The 20,216-nt window shown below is 71.3% G+C and carries 17 protein-coding genes; 6 read left to right on the forward strand and 11 right to left on the reverse strand.

Annotated elements, in window-relative coordinates:
- Positions 1 to 60 precede the first annotated feature (60 nt).
- From ACZ6O5_RS28390 to ACZ6O5_RS28405, 4 genes are all read right to left on the reverse strand, one after another.
- Positions 61 to 921, reverse strand: coding sequence for a LacI family DNA-binding transcriptional regulator (locus ACZ6O5_RS28390; RefSeq protein WP_465980980.1), 861 nt, complete (start codon positions 919 to 921; stop codon positions 61 to 63).
- Positions 922 to 940: 19 nt separating this feature from the next.
- The gene (locus tag ACZ6O5_RS28395) at positions 941 to 2,227 is read right to left on the reverse strand and encodes an ROK family transcriptional regulator (protein WP_465980982.1); all 1,287 of its coding nucleotides are present in this window, start codon (positions 2,225 to 2,227) and stop codon (positions 941 to 943) included.
- A 499-nt stretch (positions 2,228 to 2,726) separates the two neighbouring features.
- On the reverse strand, positions 2,727 to 3,242 hold the full coding sequence (locus tag ACZ6O5_RS28400) for a hypothetical protein (protein ID WP_465980984.1): 516 nt from the start codon (positions 3,240 to 3,242) through the stop codon (positions 2,727 to 2,729).
- A 358-nt stretch (positions 3,243 to 3,600) separates the two neighbouring features.
- Positions 3,601 to 4,140 (reverse strand): ubiquitin-like domain-containing protein, encoded by a 540-nt coding sequence (locus tag ACZ6O5_RS28405; RefSeq protein WP_465980986.1) that lies wholly within the window; start codon positions 4,138 to 4,140, stop codon positions 3,601 to 3,603.
- 31 nt (positions 4,141 to 4,171) lie between these two features.
- Between ACZ6O5_RS28405 and ACZ6O5_RS28410 the strand changes: the two genes are divergently transcribed.
- A complete protein-coding gene (locus tag ACZ6O5_RS28410; protein WP_465980987.1) occupies positions 4,172 to 5,149 on the forward strand; it encodes a beta-ketoacyl-ACP synthase III in 978 nt (325 codons plus the stop codon).
- A gap of 144 nt (positions 5,150 to 5,293) precedes the next feature.
- Here ACZ6O5_RS28410 and ACZ6O5_RS28415 read toward each other — a convergent pair whose 3' ends face one another.
- Positions 5,294 to 5,842 (reverse strand): EF-hand domain-containing protein, encoded by a 549-nt coding sequence (locus tag ACZ6O5_RS28415; protein ID WP_465980988.1) that lies wholly within the window; start codon positions 5,840 to 5,842, stop codon positions 5,294 to 5,296.
- 232 nt (positions 5,843 to 6,074) lie between these two features.
- On the opposite strand from ACZ6O5_RS28415, the gene ACZ6O5_RS28420 reads away from it, so the two are divergent.
- Positions 6,075 to 6,491, forward strand: a complete 417-nt coding sequence (locus ACZ6O5_RS28420) for a carboxymuconolactone decarboxylase family protein (RefSeq protein WP_465980989.1) — start codon at positions 6,075 to 6,077, stop codon at positions 6,489 to 6,491.
- Between the two features lie 72 nt (positions 6,492 to 6,563).
- Here ACZ6O5_RS28420 and ACZ6O5_RS28425 read toward each other — a convergent pair whose 3' ends face one another.
- Entirely contained in the window at positions 6,564 to 12,071 is a 5,508-nt protein-coding gene (locus ACZ6O5_RS28425; protein WP_465980990.1) for an SDR family oxidoreductase, read from the reverse strand.
- Positions 12,068 to 13,426: an acyltransferase domain-containing protein gene (locus tag ACZ6O5_RS28430; RefSeq protein ID WP_465980992.1), complete on the reverse strand. Its 1,359-nt coding sequence runs from the start codon at positions 13,424 to 13,426 to the stop codon at positions 12,068 to 12,070. The genes ACZ6O5_RS28425 and ACZ6O5_RS28430 overlap by 4 nt, the downstream gene beginning before the upstream one ends.
- 222 nt (positions 13,427 to 13,648) lie before the next feature.
- Here ACZ6O5_RS28430 and ACZ6O5_RS28435 point away from each other — a divergent pair, with 222 nt between their 5' ends.
- The 4 genes from ACZ6O5_RS28435 (at position 13,649) to ACZ6O5_RS28450 (ending at position 16,489) form a co-directional block, all read left to right on the forward strand.
- Positions 13,649 to 14,182 (forward strand): hypothetical protein, encoded by a 534-nt coding sequence (locus ACZ6O5_RS28435; RefSeq protein WP_465980994.1) that lies wholly within the window; start codon positions 13,649 to 13,651, stop codon positions 14,180 to 14,182.
- Positions 14,183 to 14,395: 213 nt separating this feature from the next.
- Positions 14,396 to 14,917: a hypothetical protein gene (locus ACZ6O5_RS28440; protein WP_465980996.1), complete on the forward strand. Its 522-nt coding sequence runs from the start codon at positions 14,396 to 14,398 to the stop codon at positions 14,915 to 14,917.
- Between the two features lie 155 nt (positions 14,918 to 15,072).
- Positions 15,073 to 15,486: a hypothetical protein gene (locus tag ACZ6O5_RS28445; protein WP_465980998.1), complete on the forward strand. Its 414-nt coding sequence runs from the start codon at positions 15,073 to 15,075 to the stop codon at positions 15,484 to 15,486.
- A gap of 373 nt (positions 15,487 to 15,859) precedes the next feature.
- On the forward strand, positions 15,860 to 16,489 hold the full coding sequence (locus ACZ6O5_RS28450) for a GAF domain-containing protein (protein ID WP_465981000.1): 630 nt from the start codon (positions 15,860 to 15,862) through the stop codon (positions 16,487 to 16,489).
- A 204-nt stretch (positions 16,490 to 16,693) separates the two neighbouring features.
- Here the strand turns inward: ACZ6O5_RS28450 and ACZ6O5_RS28455 are convergent, their stop codons facing one another.
- The 4 genes from ACZ6O5_RS28455 to ACZ6O5_RS28470 form a co-directional block, all read right to left on the reverse strand.
- Positions 16,694 to 17,242, reverse strand: coding sequence for a hypothetical protein (locus tag ACZ6O5_RS28455; protein WP_465981002.1), 549 nt, complete (start codon positions 17,240 to 17,242; stop codon positions 16,694 to 16,696).
- 121 nt (positions 17,243 to 17,363) lie between these two features.
- Positions 17,364 to 17,909: a hypothetical protein gene (locus ACZ6O5_RS28460; RefSeq protein ID WP_465981004.1), complete on the reverse strand. Its 546-nt coding sequence runs from the start codon at positions 17,907 to 17,909 to the stop codon at positions 17,364 to 17,366.
- A 134-nt stretch (positions 17,910 to 18,043) separates the two neighbouring features.
- Entirely contained in the window at positions 18,044 to 19,285 is a 1,242-nt protein-coding gene (locus tag ACZ6O5_RS28465) for a helix-turn-helix domain-containing protein (RefSeq protein ID WP_465981006.1), read from the reverse strand.
- A 104-nt stretch (positions 19,286 to 19,389) separates the two neighbouring features.
- Positions 19,390 to 20,169, reverse strand: coding sequence for an IclR family transcriptional regulator (locus ACZ6O5_RS28470; RefSeq protein WP_465981008.1), 780 nt, complete (start codon positions 20,167 to 20,169; stop codon positions 19,390 to 19,392).
- Between the last annotated feature and the right edge of the window lie 47 nt (positions 20,170 to 20,216).

Below are 20,216 nucleotides of genomic sequence, written 5' to 3' on the forward strand. Positions count from 1 at the left end.
CAATAGAGGGGAGCGTCGATGGGAGCGCGTCTCGGAGCTTTGTTTATTAGCCTCACTAAGTCAAGCTGATCGATGCGGTTCACGCGGCGCGGCCGTCGTCTCCCGGGCGACCACGGTCTCGGTCGCGCACCACCGTTCCGGCACCGGCTCGCCGTTGACCAGCCGCAGCACGGACTCGCCGACCAGTTCGCCGAACGTGTGCACGTCGAGGCTCATCGTGGTGAGTGCGGGGGAGGCCAGACGGCAGAGGCTGGAGTCGTCCCAGGCGATCAGGCTGACGTCGCCGGGAACCCGGCGGCCCGACTCCGTGATCGCGTGCAGGCCGGCGACCGCCATCAGGTCGTTGTCGTAGATGATCGCGGTGGGCGGCTCGACCCCGGCCAGCAGGTCGGCGGTGAGCTTGGCCCCGGCCTCCTCCGAGTAGTCGCCCTCCACGACGACGGCCTCGACGGCGGCGTCGGCCGCGGCCGCCAGCATGGCGGCCGTGCGGGCCCGGGTGTGCAGGAGCGCACCCGGTCCGCTGATCCGGGCGATCCGGCGATGCCCGAGATCGACCAGGTGCGCCAGTGCCGCCCGCATCGATCCGACGTCGTCCCGGCGCACCGCCAGGGCCCCCCGGGTCGGTTCGCCGGTCACCACGACGGGCAGGCGAAGCTCCCGCAGCACCGCTGGCCGGCCGTCGTCGACCGACGGGTTCACCAGCACGACCGCGTCGACCAGCCGCTGCCGCGCCCACCGGCGGTACGCGGCGATCTCGGCCGCCTGGTCGGCGACGACGTGCAGCAGCACCGACCGACCGTGTGCGGCGAGCCGCTCCTCGATGCCCGCGATGAACTCCATGAAGAACGGCTCGGTGCCGAGCAGGCGGGGCGGCCGGGCGAGCACCAGGCCCACCGCGCTCGTCCCCCACGCATCGTCCACTTCGCACGCCCCGGGTTCGTCAACTGGCCGATTCGGTGAGCCGGGCCCGCTCGTCGGCCACCTGCTCGAGTGGGCGTGCACCGTGACTCAACGGGACCAACTCGGATTCGAGGACCAGTGCGGCGGCTCCGACGGCCGATGCCGTGGCGGCGGACCGGGAGAGCCGTACGTCGACGGTGTGCGTGCCACGGGAGAAGGACGCGCGCAGTTCGTGCCGGACGATCGGGAGGTAGACCGAGCCGGCGGCGGCCAGACTCGGCCCGGTGAGCACGAGCACCTCGAGGTCCATGAGGTTCGCCAGCGTCCGGGCGGCGACGCCCACCTGCCGGGCCGAACGCTCCAGCAACACCAGTGCGCGCGGTTCGCCCCGGCGGGCGGCGCGACTGATCGCGGCGAAGTCGGCGATCACCGACGGTCGTCCGGCGCTCGCGGTGAGACCCACCGCCCGGGCCGCGGCCGGGTCCGATCGGGCGGCGGCGACCACCGCGGCCGGCCCGGCCAGCGCCTCCACGCACCCGCGGGCGCCGCACCAGCAACGGGGACCGTCGGCGGACACGCACACGTGTCCGAGCTCGCCGACGTTGCCGCTCGGACCCCGGTAGGTGACGCCGCCGATGACCAGGCCGGCGCCGATGCCGGTGCCCATGTAGAGCGCGGCGGCCGACGTCGCGGCGCCGAATCCGCCCGTCCAGTGCTCACCGAGCGCCGCCGCCGTCGAATCGTTGTCCAGCACCACCGGCAGCGCGATGACCCGCTCCAGCGCGGCGCCCAGCGGGAAGCCGGTCCACTGTCGCATCACGGGGGCGAGCCCCGCGTCCGGTGGACCACCGATGCCCCGGGCCGGGCCGACCGGGCCGGGGAAGACCAGACCGACGCCGAGGACCCGGGCCCGCTCCACCCCGACGCCGTCGATCAGCGCGGCTATCGCGGTGGCGATCCGCGCCACGACGGCGGCCGGCTCGTCCGCGCCGGCGCCCGGCCGGGAGATCCGGGCCACCACCGTTCCGCCGAGGTTGGTCAGGGCGTACGTGATGACGCCGTGGTCCAGGTGCACGCCGACGGCGTACCGGGACGTGTGGTCGAGCTGGAGCAGCACCCGCCGCTTGCCCCCGGTCGACTTGGCGTGCCCGGTCTCGACCACCAGGCCTTCGTTGATGAGCTTGCGGACGAGGGTGGAGATCGTCGGCGCGGTGAAACCGGTGGCCTTGATCAGGCCGACCCGACTGATCGTCCCGGCCGCCCGGATCGCGTCGAGAACGACTGACTTGCTGCTCGTATGCGGCTTGCTCGTTGCTGGTCCGCTCACTGCTTCTCTGCCACGGCTGGTCGGTCGGCCGAGCGAATCATACAGCGATCCCGATGCCCGGGGGCGACGCCTGCCGTCGTCGAGCCCTGCGGCAGTTCGCCGAGTACCAGCCCTTCACGCCGATCATCGAAACCAGGCGAGGACTGTTCGACGGCGCTCCGGACTCCACCGACGCAGCCGTCGCCGTCGCGTGGTGCGTGGTGCGTGGTGCGTGGCGATCGTGCTTGTCGGCTACCTGTGGGCACGTTCCACCTTCACGAAGCGGGCGTAGCCGGGCCGGGTGTTGCGCGGCGCGTCTCCGAGAGACAGGGCGGCACGCACCGGCCGGGCGGGACGGACAAGACAGCGACGGGGCCGCTGGCCAGGCTCCTGGGTAACTGAAGTCGTCCAGAGGTGACGGCTCGCGGGCAGGCGTTCCGGCTACCGGTGCCACCTGCGCTGCGCTGCCCGCGAGCGTCAACCGTGTGGAAGCCCGGCGGAACGGATGCCGGGCGGTGCGCTACAGAAGCGCGGGAAAGGCGGTCGGCGCCGGTCGGAACCGATAGGGGTAGATCTTGGCATCGACGCCGCTGCTGGCCAGGAACGTGGCGAGGATCTTGTTGCCGTTGGATCCGACGATCTGGAGGTAATCGTCGACCCCGTCATTGGTGACCTCCCACCTCTGATCCGGGTCGTTCGTGTCGCACGGCAGGAACTGGGCGTACGTCGAACTGCCTGAACTCATGACATCCAGGCACCGACCCAGTGTCGAGACGCGGGCGCTGGTGATCTGAGAGGTCAGGGCGTCGAAGAAGAACCTCTGGCTCAAGCTGGCGAGGCTGCACCTCTCGGTGCGGATCCGATCGGTGGACGCCACGTAGGCGCAGGTCCGGTAACCGTTCGATGCCGTCAGGTCCAGATTCTCGATCTGGAAGGTCAGTGGTGGCGCGGCTGCCTGCGCCGGCAGGGGGGAGGCGACGGCGACCAGCGTCGTGGTAAGGGTCGCCATCGCCAACCAGATACGTGCTCTTGCCATGTTTCCTCCAACTCGGTGGTGCGGCGATGTGCGGGATGATCGGCGTCGCGGGTCTCCATGCGCAAAACCCGAGTGGCGCTGTTCCACCGACGAACGAAAGGCAGCATCCGATCAGGCGGGTCATCCGTTCGAAATCTGCTGCGTCAGCGGATCGAATATCAGCGCTGGTCGAGCGACGTGAGGCGACACGGCCGACCGACCATCCGTTGCGCCGGAGGACGGCGACGCCTCTCTCCTTCTCCTCCGCGCGCGCCGTCACCGCGCGATCTTCGAGGTCCGCAGGAATCCATCGACCGATCGCGCGGCGACCGCCGTCAGGTGAGCGCGGTGTTCGTGCCGAGGCCCCGCAGGCGGACGGCTAGGAAATGAGACCCGAAGGGATGAGCTGGATCGTCACCCCATTCGCGACGCCGTAGTAGCTCAGCGTCTTGCTGGACTCCATCAACCGGTTGCTGTAGCTCAGGTCGAATCCTCTGGACGCCTGGATGCCGAACTGCCCGCTGTCATTTATCGCGGCCCTCAGGTCGCTGACGGTGGATTCGGTGTTGGTGTTGAACGCGACCGTCTTCGTGGCCGACCGTACGTTCACGGAAATTGCCGTGCCTGCCATCATCGCTCCTGTCTCGAAGGGTTTCCGCCACCGTATGTGGCTGGGTCGCCGTGACGTTGCCGTCGGGCAGCATCCGTTGCGGGTTACGAGCCGATCAGGAAGCGCGGTCGGTGAACCGGTCGTGCCTCCGGGCAACGTCGTCCGGTGCACGTCCTGAGGATGACGACAGCGGATTCCGGAGCGGGAATCCGATGGCATCGCCGCAGGCGTCGCACCGCTCTTGTCGCGACGCGCGGCGCGCAAGGCGAAGGCGAAGGGAAACGGGATGGGCGTGGCGACAGTGATCACCGGAGTCGGCTCCTGCCTGCCGTCCGGGGTCGTGACGAATGACGACCTCCGTCGTCGCGGGCTGGACACCTCGGACGAGTGGATCCGCACCCGCACCGGCATCGCCCAGCGGCGATGGGTCTCGCCCGGCGTCGCGACCAGCGACCTCGCCGTGTCGGCTGGTCGTGCGGCGTTGCAGTCCAGCGGCGTCGACGGCGCCGATCTCGTGCTGCTGGCCACCACCACCCCGGACCGGCCCTGTCCGGCCAGTGCTCCGCGTGTCGCTGCCCGGCTCGGCCTGGCCGGTACGCCGGCGTTCGACCTTGCCGCCGTCTGCTCGGGGTTCGTCTACGGACTCGTCACCGCGGACGCGTTGGTGCTTGCCGGTGGTTTCCGGCGGGTGCTGCTCATCGGCGCGGAGACCTACTCCAGACTGCTGGCCCCCGACGACCGGGCGACAGCAGTGATCTTCGGTGACGGCGCTGGCGCGGTGCTTCTGGAGGCCGGACCGGCCGGTGCGCCGGGCTCGGTGGTGGTCGGGGAACTGGGCAGCGACGGCGCCGACCATCACCTGATCACCGTCGTGGGGGGTGGCTCGCGGTACTCCGACCGGGCCGGCCGTAGTCGGTACCTGTCGATGCTCGGCGGTGCGGTCTACCGTCGGGCGGCTCAGCAGATGGCGGCGTCGGCGACCACGGTGCTGGACCGTGCCGGCTGGACTGCCTCGACCCTGTCGGCCTTCGTCGGGCACCAGGCCAATCAGCGCCTGCTGGACCTCGTCTCGGACCGGCTCGGTGTGCCCACCGCCGCGCGGGTCGGCAACCTGCGTGAGGTTGGCAACACGGCCGCCGCGTCGATCCCGCTCGCGATGGCCTACGCCAGGAATGTGCCCGCCGGAGGGCGCACCCTGCTCACGGCCTTCGGCGGTGGTCTGACCTGGGGTTCCGTCGCGCTGCACTGGCCGGATGCGGTCCCGGTGCATCTTCCTTGCGCGCCGGTGCCGAGCAACGAGGAGGAGGGGCTGCCATGAACGCCGGGTCGGGCGCGAGAACACAGCGACGAAGCGGGCCGCGGCGGACATCTGATCCTCGGCTCACGAGGCTGACCCGGCGAGCCCCGCGCCGGCGCCGCCGCGGCATGCTCGCGCGAGCCGCGTCGGCACGGCCCCGCGTGGTTACAGCGGGCCGAAAAGCCAGTTGCCCCGCGCGTTTTCGTCCTCGCTGCCCCAGAACTCCGCGATGGCCTGGCGGAGTTCGGCGAGTGTCAGGCGGCGGTCGGAGTCCGCGTCCAGGTGGTCGAAGGCCGCCTTCGTCCGCCCCGGCGTGAGTCGGAACATGCTCTGGTAAAGGACGTCGAACTCGGTAGGCGACAGCCAACCCTTGCCGTCCCGGTCGGCGATCGTCAGGGACGCGTCCACGAGGGACCCGAGGTAGGTGCGGTAGCCGTCCTCGTCGGCGAGGCGCCGCGTCAGCGCAGCGCTGAACTCGTCGAAGGTGACGCTCCTGTCGTCGTCGGCGTCCATGGGCGCGATGACCTCACGCCACAACCGTGCCCAGCCGTCGGTGACGGCTGCCGCTCCGGCGTCCGCCGGATCGACCGCGACCTCGTTCAGGTACCGCTCGGCAGCCGCCGCGAAGTCGCTCTCGTCCAGGACACCGTCACCGTTGGTGTCCAGCGCGTCGAATCCTCGCCTGAGCTTGCGGGTGAGCAGTGGGCTTGTCATCTCGATCTCCCTCCACCAATGACCTACGCACCGTATGCCGCCCGGGATCGCGATGATGCTCAGCGGCAGCAGCCGCGGCGGCCCGGCCCCTGACGGTGTAGGGCGTACCGGCTGTCGGGAGATCGACCGTTCACCAACTCGGGTGCGTGGCTCCGGTACGAGCATCCAGCACCGCGGGGGCAGTGCTTCCGCCGGGCAACACGAGTTCCGGCAGGCGAGGTCTCCTGAGACCATGACTGCTCCGGACCGGGATGGCCGAGAACGTCGCCAACGTGGTTACGAAAACGCGGTGGCGTTGGCAGGTGAGGAGGTGGTGAAGAGATTCCGCGCCGCCCTGGCCGAGGTGAACCCTGAGTTCGTCGACTACGTGGCGGAATTCGTCTACGGCGATCTCCACGGTCGGCCCGGTCTGTCCAGCCGCGATCGGCAGTTGGTCACCCTCGCGGTCCTGGCCACGCTGGGCGGCTGTGAAGCGGAGGTGCGGCTGCACGTGGGGGTCTCCCTGCGGGTGGGTCTCACCCCGACTGAGATCCTGGAGGCGCTGTTGCACGTGAGCGCGTATGCCGGGTTTCCGCGGGCCCTGAACGCGACGCTCGCCGCTGGCGAGGTTCTGGCGGATCACGACAGGTCTGATTCCGGCGACGCCTGACGTCGCGCCCGGTCCGGTAGGGCGGCGGCCAGCCGCCCTACCGGTCGGGAACAAGGCGCTGACGAGCATCGGTCAGCGCCGCACGGCACCGACCTCGACCAGTTCGACGCCCCCGATGGACAGCACCAACTCACCCGAGGGCGTCGCCGCGTCGAAGCGGTCGGCGGTCGGATCACCGGACAGCCGGATCCCCTCCGGGTGGCGTGCCGCCCAGGACAGGTCGTTGCCCTGTGCACCCGGCAGGTCGATCCGCGCGATCCGCCGGGGCGCGAAGGTGGCGGGCAGGCCGTCGGCTCCGCTGAGAACCAACGCCGCCGTCCGCATGGTCGCGCAGATCAGCAGCGCCGGCACCGCCAGGCCGGTGATCGGGTCCACGTCGACCTCGGGCAGACGCCACAGGCACTCGCCCGTGCCGCCCTGTCTCCGCGGGTCGACGGTGTTCGCGAAGAGGCCGCTCAAGGCCACGCCGGCGGATTCCTGGTAGTAGGGATCGATGACCGGCTCCCGGTGCCCGGCGGGAGGCGGACCGGTCCTCCGGGACGGCGCAGCCTCGTGATCAGTGACGACCACTGCGCTGAAGTGGCGGACCGGTGGCCGGTGTGGACCGAGCGCGGGCAGCACACCGAGCAGCTCGACCCGAACCCGCTCCTCGCCACCGAGCGGTGCACCGACTCTTGCGGCCTCGATCCGCAGGTGGGTCGGAAAGCGCCCGGCGAAGGGCCGGACGAATCGGTCGAACGAGCAGTCGCGGAAGCCCCGGATCTGGTGACCGGGAAGCATCGCCAGTGCGGCTTCGGCCGCGATCTCGAGCATGAAGGTTCCCGGCAGGGTGGCCCGGCCCGCGACCAGGTGCTGGTTCAGGTAGGCGTCACTGATCTCGTCCAGCGGGCAGTCCCACACCGATCGCCCGCCCTCGACACGGACCGGACCGCGCAGGTAGGCGCCCGGGCTGGCCTCGACATATCCCGGGTACGCGGCGGCGAAGCGCTCACGTTCGATGTCACCCGCGTAGAACGAGGAACCGCCGCCGACCCGAAGATGCCGCAACTCGGACCGGAACTGGGCGACGCCCTCCGCGTTGGTCACCGCCGTCAGCAGTCGCCGCCGAGCCAGATAGGTGGACATCAACGTGCCTGGACCGGCGAGACCGACCTCGTTCCAGAGCGGGAAGCCGATGGTCACCTCGCGGCGGTCGCGCCGCCATCCGTCCCGCCCGGCCCGGGCGAGCGCGTCGTTGCCACTGGCGTAGTCAGGATCCCCTGCCTCGCCGAACGCCCCGATCAACGAACCGACGTTGCACCACCGCAGCGGCGGCGGTCGATCGAATGCGGCCCGGAGATGTCGGTGTCCCTCGATCTTGACGTCCCGCAGCCGGCGGAACTCGGACAGCTCCTTCCTGGCCAGCGTGTGCGGGCTGCTGCGACCCGCCGCGTGGAGCAGAAGATCAATGTGGTCATGCTGCGAGTAGACCTGGTCGGCGGCGGCGCGGACGGCTGACGGCTCGGTGACGTCGCAGCGGAGGTAGTGCACCCGGTGTGCCCCGAGCGCCTCGCGCAGCAGGCCGAGCTGAGCGGCGGCCCGGCGTCGAAGCAGGATCGCGTCGGCGGTGACCAGGGCCTCGGCGAGCGCCCTGCCGTCCCGCACGAAGTGCCTTATCAGCTCCCGCCGTGCGGCAGCCGCGTCGTCCGGCAGGTGGGTCCATCGGTCGAGCCCGCGCAGATCGCTGCTGCCGAGCACCCACAAGACGGGGTTGTGCTCATGACGCAGCGTGGCGAGCAGGACGCCGGCGAGTCCGCTCGTACCGCCACTGGCCACGATGATCGGGTGGTCGGGAAGGAACGGCGAGGGGCCGCTGTCGATCGGCAGCGGAGCGGGCACCAGGACCTCGACCCGCCGCAGGGAGCCGTGGCGGTGTGTCACGGTGGGACCGCCGCTGCCGAGTTCCGCCGCGACCTGGGCGAGGGCCCGCGCGTGGTCAGGTTCGTCGGTCAGGACCACCGCGGTGCGAGCCGCCGAAAATTCGAGGGCGACCGTCCGGGCCAGCCCGGAGAACAGGCCGGCGAGGGGTGTCCCGTCAGCGGGCAGGGCGACGCCGACCGTCGCCTCGCCGCTCTCGGCCAGCAGTCGCTGAAGCGTACGGAAGGTCAGGTCGTGCAACGCTCGGACCGCCTCGTGATCCCGGCTCCCGACCAGGACGCGCACGTCGGGGCGGCATCCGGCCAGCGAGTCCGGAGCGGCCCCGGACCGTAGCGACGCGCGGGACCGGTGGTGGCTGGAGATGATCACGGTGTCGCTGGCCTCCGCCGCGCGCAGCAGTTCCGGATCGAGCGTCGGCAGATCGGTCAGCACCACCCCACCGGCGGGCAGCGCCGTGCCGGCGCCCGGGGAGACGGGCCGGGTGCGTAGCGCCGGAACGTACCGTCGGGTGAGTGTGGCGACAGGCGGACGGCGCGCGGCGGTCGGTCGCACCCTCACCACCGGAGCCGACGGGTGGGTGCCGGCCAGCACCTGCGGCTCCCCGCTCTCCACCGCGCGGACGAGCGCGAGTGCGGCGTCGGCGGTGGGCCGCCCGGCGGCGTCATCGGCGGGGGCCGCCGCCGATCGACCGGTGGCCGACGGACCGCCGCCGTCATCGTGCTCCAGGACTGCCAACATCGGCCACCCCTGACGTTCGGCGGTCCGGCGGAGCGCGACGGCCACCAGCACGGCGCCCTCCGCCAGACCGTGCGCCGACGTGCCGGTCAGGAGCGCGGCCTCCGGCGTGCTCGTGGCATCGACCGCGAGGACGAGGGCGAGGTCGAGCCGGCCCTGCCGCAGGTGGTCGCAGGCCGCCTGGATCGCCCACAACGCGCTGTCACGCCCCGCGTCCAGCATCAACACCGGGCCGTGCAGGTCGTATCGCTGGGCGATGCGGGAGACCAGGACGTTCGGCAGGACACCGGGCTGGCTGTCCTCGTTGATCGTCGGCACACGCCGTCGTGCGACTGCCGCCCGCCGGTCCACGGCGTTTCGTACCGACGGGGCGGCGTCCGCGACGGCGGAACGCAGCGGTTCGGTGTAGCAGCGCAACGCAACCTCGGTCAGCAGGTACGGAACCCCGGTGTGCGCGCCGAGGACACCGGTGGTGTCGGCCACCCGTTGCCACAGCTCGCCGTTCTCCGCGACGAAGCGGTGAGCCACGTCCAGCGCCATGACCTGGCCCGGATCGATCGAGGCTGTGGTTCGCCCCGGCAGCCTGGTCACCAGCGGTGAGGGCGCCGGGTAGGGCAGCCCGAAGGATCGTCCCGGGCCCGGCGCCTCGCCGGCGAACCAGGCGAGGACCTGCTCGCGGTCCGGCAACCCGGGCAGATGGGCGGTCCAGCCCACCACCGCCACGTCATCGTCGACCTCCGCCGGCCGGCTACGGCGGGCAGGGCGCGCCGGCCGGTCGCTGAGCAGAAGGTGAGCATTGGTGCCACCGAAACCGAACGCCGACACGCCCACGGTGCGGGGCCGGTTCTCGCGGGCGGGCAGGGGCCAGGGGCGGTCCGGTATCCGCACCGGCGTCGACCCCGGCTCTTGGGGAAGGCCGGCGAACCCGTACTGCGGTGGTACGACGCCGGCCCGCAGCGCCAGGCACGCGTGGATCACGGACGTTGCTCCGGCCGCCCATCCGGTGTGTCCGACGACCGCCTTGGTCGCGCTCACCGGGCAGCCGGCCTCGGTGTGGCCGGCGATCGTCTCCAGTTCCGACCGGTCGCCCGCGGTGGTGCCCGTGGCATGCGCGACGATCCAGTCGACCTGCGACGCCGGCAGCCCGTTGACGTCACGGGCGCGCAGCAGCGCACGCCGCTGCCCGGCCGGATTGGGCGCGGCGATGGATCGGCCCCGCCCGTCGGCGGCACTGCCGACACCGTCCAGCACGCCGAACACCTGATCGCCGTCGGCCCGTGCGCGGGCCAGCGTCTTGAGCGCGAGGACGGCCGCGCCGTCGCTGAACAGCGTGCCGTCGGCGCCGGCGTCGAAGGCACGGACCGCGCCGGTGGAGGACAGACCACCGATCTTGGCGAAGAGGACCGCGTTGGTGGGATCGAGGGACTCCAGGCCACCGCAGAGCGCCACCTCGCAGCGCCCGGACAGGAGGTGCCCGGCGGCGAGGTCCACGGCGTGAAGTGACGAGGCGCAGGCGCTGTCGACGACCACCACGGCGTCGCCGTCGCCCACTGCGCCTGCCAGGCCACGGCGGATCCGACGTTCGGGCAGCGCGTCCGGCGACGGCGTCACCGCGTAGGGCAGGTGGGCGTGCAACGCGTCCCGGGCCGCGGCGGGGTCGTCGGCCTGAGCCGCGACCGCCTCCACCACCGCTGTCTGGATGGTCGCCTGACTTCCACCGGGCCAGGCGCCGAAGAACGCGGCCCGGCGATCGCCCGGCCGCACCGTCGTGCCGGCCATCGCCTCGCGTGTGGCCGCCCGGAGCCACCCCACCTCCAGCTTCCCGGTGTCGTCGGGCACGTACCCGGCCACCCGGGCGTAGGTGCGATCCGGTGCCGCGCGGTCCGCCGACCAGAACTCCTCGAGGCGGAAGCGTCCACCAGGCTCCGAGAACACGTCCCGCGGCTCGGACAGCAGGTGCCAGAACTCCTTCGTGTCGGCGGCGCCGGGCACCACCACTCCCATGCCGACGACGGCCACGACCGCCTCGTCGGACCGGTCGCCGGCGGGGGATCCGCCGGAGCTTTGCGCGCCGGGACGGGGTACCGGTTCCGCACCCCCGTTGCTCTCCCCGTCGCTCGTCCGAGCGGCGCCGCCCGCCGTCGGGTCCGCCTCCGGCGGGCTCAGACTGTAGGCGCCGAGGGAGAGCCCGCCGTCGGCGAGCACCACCTGCCCGGTGAGGTATGCCGCCTGCTCACTGGCCAGGAAGAGCACGAGGTCGCGTAGGTCCTCCTCGGCCGCGAGCCGGCCCGTCGGCGTCGCGCTGATCATCCGGGTGCGGAACGAGTCGTAGTCGGGGAAGCGGTGGAGCGCCTCGTTGTCGATGCCGGCGCATGCTGCCGCGTTGACCCGGATGCCCGACGGCGCGAGCTCGACCGCGAGGTAGCGCGTCAACGCCTCGACCGCAGCCTTGCTGACCCCTACCGCTGCCGAGCTGGAAACCACGTGGACAGCGCTGATCGACGAGACGTTGACGATCGCGGCACCCACCCGGTCGGCCATCAGCGGAGCCGCCAACTCGGCGCACCACCGTGCGCCGTGCAGGTTGACATCGATGGCCCGGGTCCAGTCGCGGTCGGTCAGCTCCGCCATCGGCGCGAGCTCCGACCGCACCGCGTTGTTCACCAGCACGTCAAGTCGGCCATGGTCGGCCCGGACCGTGGCGAAGAGCTCCTCGACGCCGGACCGGCTGCCGACGGAGGCCCGTACCAGTTGGGCCGAGCCTCCGGCCTCGACGATCCGGCGCACGGTCTCCTGCCCGCCCTCGACCGAGCGGAAGCAGTTGACGACGACGTGCGCGCCCAGGCCGCCGTACGCCAGGGCGATGGCCCGCCCGACCCCGCGGCCGGCACCGGTCACCAGCACGACCCGGCGCTGCTCGACGCTCACCGGTGTGCCTCCCGCAGCGCGTCCGCGATCGCGGGCAGGGTCGTGTACGAGGTGATCCGCAGTTGGTTCGGGGGCGGCGGCAGGTGGAGCTGCTGACGCATCTGCTGGAACAGCTCGACCTGCTTGATGGAGTCCACGCCGAGGTCCGCCTCGAGGTCGGTGTCATCGGTCAACAGCTCCTCCGGCAAGCCGAGTTGCTCGGAGTAGTGCGCACGCAGTCGGGCCACCAGCGTGGACCTCTCGTCGTCCGGCGTGCTCCCGGCGGCGCTCGTCGCCGCGGTCGCCGGCGGAGCCGTTGCGCTCGACGCCCGCCCGGCCGCCGCCGGTGCCCGAGCCGGAGCACATGACGGGGAGGCTTTCGCGTTGTCCGTCCCGGGTGGCCCGGGCTCTCCGGCGCGGTCGGCGGGTACGGTTCGCACGGCGGCGTCACCGAGGAGCGCGGCGACCTCCGGAAGCGTGGCCGGTCGGCGCCACGGGGCGAGCACCGTCACCGAGGAGGGCAACGACGCCTCGATGAGCCGGGAGAGAGTGTTCCGTGCTCCGCATTCGATGAACGTGCGTATGCCGTCGCGGTGGAGCGTGAGTAGGGCGGAGTGGAATCCGACCGGCGCGCTCAGGTGACGGCGGACGATCTCCCGCACGTCCGCCGTCGTTCCGACCGGCCGACCGAGGATCGGCGAAAAGACCGGCACGTCCGGCACCCGTACTCCGATGTCGTCCGCGAGAGCGGCGAGTCGTCGCTGCGCCGGCACGAAGGCCGGCGTGTGGAACGGGAAGGCGATCGGGAGCTGGGCGACCGAGATTCCCACCGCGTCCGCGATGTGTTCAGTGACCTTAAGCAGCTCGCTCGGGCCGGCCAGGAGAGCCTGGTCGGGGCCGTTGTCGGCGGCGAGGGCGAGACGACCGTCGTCGACCAACCCGACGAGGTGGGCCGCTCGTCGGGCGTCGGTGCGCAGCGCGACCATGCCACCGGTGACGCCGCTGGCCGCGAGGACCGTCGCGCGACCGCAGACCAGCCGTACGGCGTCGGGGAGATCGACCGCCCCGGCGCAGACCAGCGCCGCCCACTCGCCGAAGCTGTGGCCGAGGTGCACGTCGGGTGTCACACCCAGCTCCTCCAGCGACGCGTGGCACGCGACCTCGGTGGCGAAGATCGCCAGGTCCGGCGGCGCGTCGGCGGAGGTCGGGACGTCCGACCCCTCGATGAATCCCCGGACCCCCGGTCCGCCGTGGTGCTCGGCGCTGCCGTCGATGGTGTCCAGGATGTCGGCCACCCGTGGCGTCGCCGCCGCATCGGGGAACAGGGCCGCCAGATGGGCGCCCTGCCCCGGGAAAACCAAGGCCAGTCCTGCCATGTCGCCTTCCTTCCACCGGACGTGTGCCGCCGGATGTGCGCGTAGGTCTGTCCTTCCGCACCGGATCGTCGGCGTGGTCGGCCGCCTGACGGTGCGTCCCGGCAACGAGACCGGGTCGAGCTCGTTCGCGATGCCTGCTGACAACGCGCGTCCCGGCGTGAGGGCCAGGGTGTGGCGAGGCGATGCCGACTCCCGGCTGCCGTTGCTCGAGGAGGCAGAATCATGAGACGACCGAATCGCGTTCGGCGGGCTGCGACCGCCGCCACCCTGACCGCGCTCACGGTGGGCGCGGTGGCGCTCACCGCACCCACACCCGCGTCGGCGGCGGTGCTCGTGTCCTGCGTGGGCACGTCACAGCAGTCCTACAGCCCGCCCCTGACGCTTGTCACCCGGCCGACAAGCATCTCGGTGACGACCACCCTCGCGGTCTGCGGCGGGGGTCTGGCGGGGACGTTCTCGCTGGGGCCCACCGCGCCGTCCGACGGCTCCTGCCTGGTCAGCCCGCCGGCGGTCTCGGCGACCGTCACGATTCACTGGAACAACGGCCTCACCAGTACGGTGAGCGCCACCTACGTGGTCAGCCGCACCGGCGGGCAGACCGTCAGTCAGGTGCTCGGCTCGGTGACCGCGGGGTTGTTCGCCGGCGCCACGTACACCCAGACGTCGGCGGGGTTGACCCTCGACGCGTTGGCCTGCGCCGGGAATGGGATCGCCACCAACTCGGGCCCGATCGAGGCCAATTTCGTCGCGGTGTGAGCTGTCCGTGCGCTTGGTGGCCGGTCCTGGTCGCGGGCGGGCCACCAAGCGCACGGCGCGAGGGCTTTCCCCGACCGGTCCGTGCTCCGGGGACATCGCCTTCGCCTGCCGGTGACCGACGTCGGGCGCCGTCCCCTGATCCATCAATGCCGGTCGGCACCGACGTGCGCCAGGTCGAGCCCACGATGGGCACCGGCATACCTAGGAGGAATCGTGAACCGCATCGTCTCGACGGCGGCATGTCTCGTCGTCACCACCGCGGCAGCGGTGGCCTTGGCCGCCGTGCCCGCCTCGGCATCGGTCGGTGACCTCGTCTGTACCGCCACCGGCACCACCACGTTCAGCCCTGGCCTGACGCTGACTCCCACCACCCAACTCGTCACCTATCAGGTCTCCTACAGCGGTTGCGGCTCGACCATCGGCGCGACAGTCAGCACCGGGAGCCGCAGTGGCAGTTTCACCGGCGTGCGCGGGTGTCTCTCGCTCCCGCCCAGCGCGACCGGCACGTTCACCGTGACCTGGAACGACGGGAGCACCAGCGCCGTCGTCGGCACCTCGCAGAGCCTCGACATCGGCGGCCAGACCGTGATCACGCTCCGGGGAACCGTGCGGTCCGGTCGGTTTGCCGGGGACGCCTTCGTCGAGGTGCTGACCCAGGCCTCGGTCGACCTGACCCGGTGCCTGACCACCGGGATCAGAAGCCAGAGCGCCGTTGGCGCGCTGACCCTCTCCTGACGGGATTCGTGATGCGACGTTCTTCGATCAGTACGGTTGCGACGGCCGCGCTCGTGGCGGCGCTCGGTGTCCTCTCACCGGGCAGTGCGACAGCGGCGCCCCCGACGGGTGTCACCTGTCTGGCCGGTACGCAGGTGGTCCACTACAGCCCAGGGGTGACCGTCACCCCCACACCGCAGACGATCACGGTGTGGACGGACTACTCGGCATGCGTGTCGCTGACCCAGCCGACCATCGCCAGCGGGCGGGCGGACATCTCCGGCCAAGCCGTCCAGTCCTGCGGCACGCTCGCAAGAGCTGACCTCGTCACGTTCACCATCGGGTGGCGGACCGGTACGGGAGCGGTCGTCGACACGAGCACGGTCACCGCGAACCGGACCGTGACCGACGCCGCGGGCGCCGATCTGGTGACGTACACCGGGTCGGTGACGGACGGCTTGTTCCACGGGCAGCCGATCGTGGAGCAGATCACCTACGCAGCCCTCGACCCGCTGGTTCAGTGCCTGAGCGCCCCGGGGATCCAGCAGCGGCAGAGCCTGTCCAACGTGACGACGATCGGTGTCGTGTGACGACGACGCCCGACACGCCACTACCCGTTGACCTCATCGGCCCGACCGGGAGGTCGACGGGGCAGGACGGTGCCGACCGGTTCCCGGCCCGGTGAGCACCGGAGTCGTGCGGCGCGTGGGACCGCGACACGCCCTGTCGCACGCCGGCGCGGATGATCTTCGATTGACCGAAGTGGATATTAAAATGCCAGCCGGGCGCGTACGACGCGTCGACGTCGGACGTGGACGCGTGGGCGCGTGGTCGCAAAGGCCGGCTTGCCCTCGGTCGTGCGGAGCGTGCGGTGCCCGGGGCCGAGGAATCCTTGCGTACGAAATGCTGGTGTGCGCAATTCCAGCCCCGAATGCAATTTGCAGGCGCCGAATAGTGATTTATTTGAGGAACGGCATCCGGCGCGGTACCGTGAATCAGGGCATGCTCGGCTCGGCGTGCCGCGGCGGCATCGGAGGCTCGATCATGCGCGCGAGCGGCAACATAGCAACGGCAGATGCCGTTCTGGCTGAACCGGGCCGATTGGCTGCGCTGGAACGGCTGGGTGTGTCAGCGCGGGCCGACGCCTACTTCGACGCGCGAGCGCGGCTTGTCGCGCGCCTGCTGCGGGTGCCGGTCGCCCTGGTCACCTTCGTCCTGCCCGAGCGCCAGATCTTCCCCGGCCTGGCCGGGTTGGCGGAGCCGTGGTCACGCACCAGGCAGACGCCACTGACCGAGTCGTTCTGCCAGTACGTGGTCCGTGACGGCCCTCTCGTCGTGCCGGACGCCCGCATCTACGCCCGGCTTCGCGACAACCAGGCCATCCCCCACCTCGGTGTCATCGCCTACGCGGGAATGCCGCTGACCGACGACGATGGGCATGTCCTGGGCTCGCTCTGCGCGATAGACCACATTCCACGATCCTGGGCACCGGTGGAGTTGCGCGACCTGGAGGATCTGGCGGCGGGTTGTAGCGCGGAAAGCAGACTTCGGATTCTGCGGTCCGCCGGCAGCCCGCCGCGACGAGCGTCCTGACCGCCTGGGTGTCCCCGCCGCACCCCCGGCTGGACGGCCATGGGGGCGACGCCGTTCCGCCGGGGGAGAGAGGTCCCGTTGACGAGCCCGCACATCCGGTCACGGAGCTGACCGCCCGCGCGGCGACAGGCCCCGCCGTCGAGGGCGGGGCCTGTCGCGGTGTCGAGCGCTGACGCCGTGTCCCACCTGACGGTGGGCCGCTGCTCAGCTCGGCAGGACGGTGAGTTCGGCCGGCCCGGCCACCTGGGTGATGCCGGTGGTCAAGCAGGCGGTGAGCTGGGTGTTGAGCAGCGCGATGGTGTAGACGAGCTGGCTGCCGGTGAACGGGCCCGAGGCGATCGTGGCGACGACCACGACGACGTTCTGCCCGGTCGGTCGCTGCGTCAACGAGATGCCACCGGTGAAGGTGGAGACTCCGGTGGGATCGCCGGACGCGTCGTGCCAGCGTAGGGAGCCGGAAACCCCGTTCACCGGAAGGCTGACCGAGCAGGACAGCAGGGCCTGGCCCTGGGCGTCGTAGTCGGCGGACGCGTACTGGGGCGAGGTGCTGACGCAGGGGGCGAAGGTCCCCTCGGCGTGGAACGCGACCTGCCGGGGCAGCAGGACCAGGCCGGGTTGGAACTGTTGGGTCGCGTATCCGGGGCAGGTCACGAGGTCGATCTCGTCCGCTCGGGCAGCGGCTGAGGTGGCGGTGACGACAATCCCGAGGACACTGGCGATCAGTAGGGCCACGAGGCGACGCAGGCGGATCACGAGCGCTCCTAGGTGTGAGAGTGTGGTGCCCCACGGCGCGGATCGAAGCCGGAACTCGCCGGACGGCACCACGCGGATCTGGACTCGCTGTTCTTGGCCGGCGGGACGGGTGATGCGCCGGTCACGTCGGGGTGATGACCAATTCGTCGACGTAGCGCAACGACGCCACTCCCGTCGTGGCGCAGAGCAGGGGATTCGGATTCACCGCGACGAGCGTCTCGACGACCGTCGCTCCGGTGAACTGGCCTGCCGTCGCGGCTCCGGTGAACGTCACGATGGTGGTGCCGTTGACCCGTTCGACGCGTCGTGTCGAGGTGACGGTGGTGGTCGAGGAGTCGTTCCACGAATACGTTCGGGTCACCGGATCACCCGAGATGTCAGCCAGTTCCGTGCATGACCGCGGGCTGGTGAAGCTGGTCGTGTAACCGCCTCCGGTGATGGCCGACCCCGCGGCCAGGCACAACCCGACCGGCTGAGCCGTGACACCGAGCTGGGAGCTGACGCTTTGCAGTGTCGGCCTGGGGGTGTTTGTCAACGGCGGGCTGAACGACACATCCTGCCAGCCGGAGCAACTCAGCAGGCTGATCGGGTCAGCCCGTGCGGCTGGCGGGGCGACGACCGCCCCGATGATGAGAGCGGCCACCATGGCCGGTGTTCGGACGTGCATCGGTGACTCCCTGCTTCTACGGGCGTCGCCCAACGGGATCGGGCGGCGCTTCTGCTGTCGGGTCCGATCATCGAATCGCCGTGCGGCGGCCCACTGTTGCCGGACGGCACCAGCGGTGGCGCTCCACGCCGCGGTCATCCACTCAGCAGACGGAACCGCTGCCAGACCCCACTCACCCGACGCCGGAGCATGTCGGTTCGGACCGCCACGGCGAGCTGCGCGAGGACGCGGGCGGCCTCCGGGCTGTGGTGGGCGTACTGGCAGGCCACCTGCTCGCAGCGGACGGGACTGTCCAGCGAACGGCGGTGTTCGCCCCTGCCCAACTGGTGGCGGGCCAGGTCCACGTAGAAGGCGGCGAGATGGGCGGGCTCCCGGGACAGATTGCCGCCCAGGTCCTGTAGCCGCCGCTCGGCGCCGGCCAGGTCAGCGCGTTCCACGGCCACGTGAAAGCAGGCCTGGGGCACCATCGCCGGCTCGAGCACCAAGCCGAACGGGTCGGGTCCGGTGTCCGGCGCCGCGGCGGACCTCGCGGCCCGGGTGAGATGGTCCCGCAGCTCGTGTGCGGGGAGCAGCCCGGAACGCCCGCCGGCCACGACCGCGGTCAGGTGCAGGTGACCTGCCACCGCCGGTCCGATCAGCGTGCCGTACGTGTCGAGTGTCGCGCGGCTCACCTCGATCGTCCGGTGGTCGGCGCCCTGCCGCGACGCCACCCCGGCCACGGCCAGTCCGGCCAGCGCTCGGTGGGTGGGATCGTCGCCGAGCGCTGCCACCTCGGCGCAGCGGTGGGCGAGGATCCATGCGCTGCTCAGGTCCCCGACACCAGCAAGGACCAGGGAGCCGTCGAGGCACAGCCGGATCAGTCTGGGAAGCACGACGGCGCGATGGGGGCCGTGGACGTGGAAGTGCAGACTGGTGAGCACGCTGGGCAGCACCCGCAGTGCCTGTCGGAAGTCGCAACGGCGGCGTGCCTCGTGAGCGATGTCCGCCTGACAGAGTGCGAACGGCAGCGGTTCCGTCGGGCCGGCCGGCGGCTTGGTCAGGGCGGTGGCGAACAGGGCGTGCCGAACCGGCTCGACGAGTGGTGCGACCGTGCCGGTGCCGGCCGGGGACAGGACCTGCGGGGGTGTCTCCCCGATCAGGTCGAAGGTCGCGCAGCCCAGCGCGAGCGCGATGCGCGACAGCGTGTCGATGCTGGTTATGCCACGGCTGCCGCTTTCGATCCGGGAGATGGTGGAGGGGTTGAGGTCGGCGCGTGCCGCCAACTGCCGTTGGCTCCAGCCACGGGCCACCCGCAGGAAGCGCAGTTGCGCGGCAAGGCCGACGCTGTCGGCCGCGCTGAACGTGTCCGTCAGCGAGTGTGGAGCAGTCGATGTCATCTGGCCTCCAGACTTCGGTGGGGCCACGCTGCCACCGGGCACCAACGCCTGCCACCTGTGGTTCCGTGCTGCGGAATCGCGTTGCCGCGAGGCAACACGTGGCCTCAACCGCCGTCCACCCGCCTGGCGGCCAACGAGGCCTGGTGCGCCACCTGGCGAATGGTCCGGGCGATCAGGGGGTCGGCCACGAAGGGCCCGATCCGGGCGATGGCCAGTCCGGCGATCGGGAGGGTGCCGCCCTGGACCACGACGGCCTGTTCGTGGATCCCGATGATCCGCTCGCCCTCCGCGGCGGCCAGTCCGGACTCTCGTACCTGCCGCAGTTGCGTGGCCAGCGTCACCGGGTCGGTGACGGTGCGGCGGGTCAGGGGCGCGAGCGGTCCGGCGGTCAGCACGCGGTCGGCGAAGGCGGGGTCGTAAGCCATCATGACCTTGCCGGCCGCGGTCGTGTGCGCCCTGAGCCGGGCACCGCGGAGCGGAGCCACCAGTTCCTGCCCGGGATCGAACACCACCTCGGCTACCACCACGTCGTCCAGCGCGGCCACGCACAGAAACGACACGAGCCCGGTGAGGTGGTGCAGCCGGACCGCGTACGGCAGCAAGGCGTGCCGCAGGGACGCGGGAAGACTGTGTGGAGCGGTGAGCCTCCACGCCGCCTCGCCCGGCCCGTACCGGTAGCCGGATCGCCGGATGAATCCTTCGGCGTCGAGCAGTGTCAGCAGACGGTGCACGGTCGACTTCGGCAGTCCGGTGGCGCGAATTATGTCGGTGAGGGTCAACGGAATGGCCGAATTGAGGACGACTTCCAAAATCGACAGAGCGCGATGGAGCACCGTCGTGCCAAGGCGCTCGGTGCCACCTGGACGCGGCTCGGTATTGGTCATGCGGCGCCACCTCACGGATGGCGGGAGAGCCGCCACCCTGTCCCAGA

Source organism: Micromonospora sp. NPDC049201 (assembly GCF_055586805.1).

What these genes read in the sequence shown, in the direction of transcription:
- ACZ6O5_RS28400 (WP_465980984.1), bottom strand. Translation starts at nt 3,242, where the DNA reads ATGGCAAGAGCACGTATCTGGTTGGCGATGGCGACCCTTACCACGACG.
- ACZ6O5_RS28415 (WP_465980988.1), bottom strand. Translation starts at nt 5,842, where the DNA reads ATGACAAGCCCACTGCTCACCCGCAAGCTCAGGCGAGGATTCGACGCG.
- ACZ6O5_RS28420 (WP_465980989.1), top strand. Translation starts at nt 6,075, where the DNA reads ATGACTGCTCCGGACCGGGATGGCCGAGAACGTCGCCAACGTGGTTAC.
- ACZ6O5_RS28430 (WP_465980992.1), bottom strand. Translation starts at nt 13,426, where the DNA reads ATGGCAGGACTGGCCTTGGTTTTCCCGGGGCAGGGCGCCCATCTGGCG.
- ACZ6O5_RS28435 (WP_465980994.1), top strand. Translation starts at nt 13,649, where the DNA reads ATGAGACGACCGAATCGCGTTCGGCGGGCTGCGACCGCCGCCACCCTG.
- ACZ6O5_RS28460 (WP_465981004.1), bottom strand. Translation starts at nt 17,909, where the DNA reads ATGCACGTCCGAACACCGGCCATGGTGGCCGCTCTCATCATCGGGGCG.
- ACZ6O5_RS28465 (WP_465981006.1), bottom strand. Translation starts at nt 19,285, where the DNA reads ATGACATCGACTGCTCCACACTCGCTGACGGACACGTTCAGCGCGGCC.
- ACZ6O5_RS28470 (WP_465981008.1), bottom strand. Translation starts at nt 20,169, where the DNA reads ATGACCAATACCGAGCCGCGTCCAGGTGGCACCGAGCGCCTTGGCACG.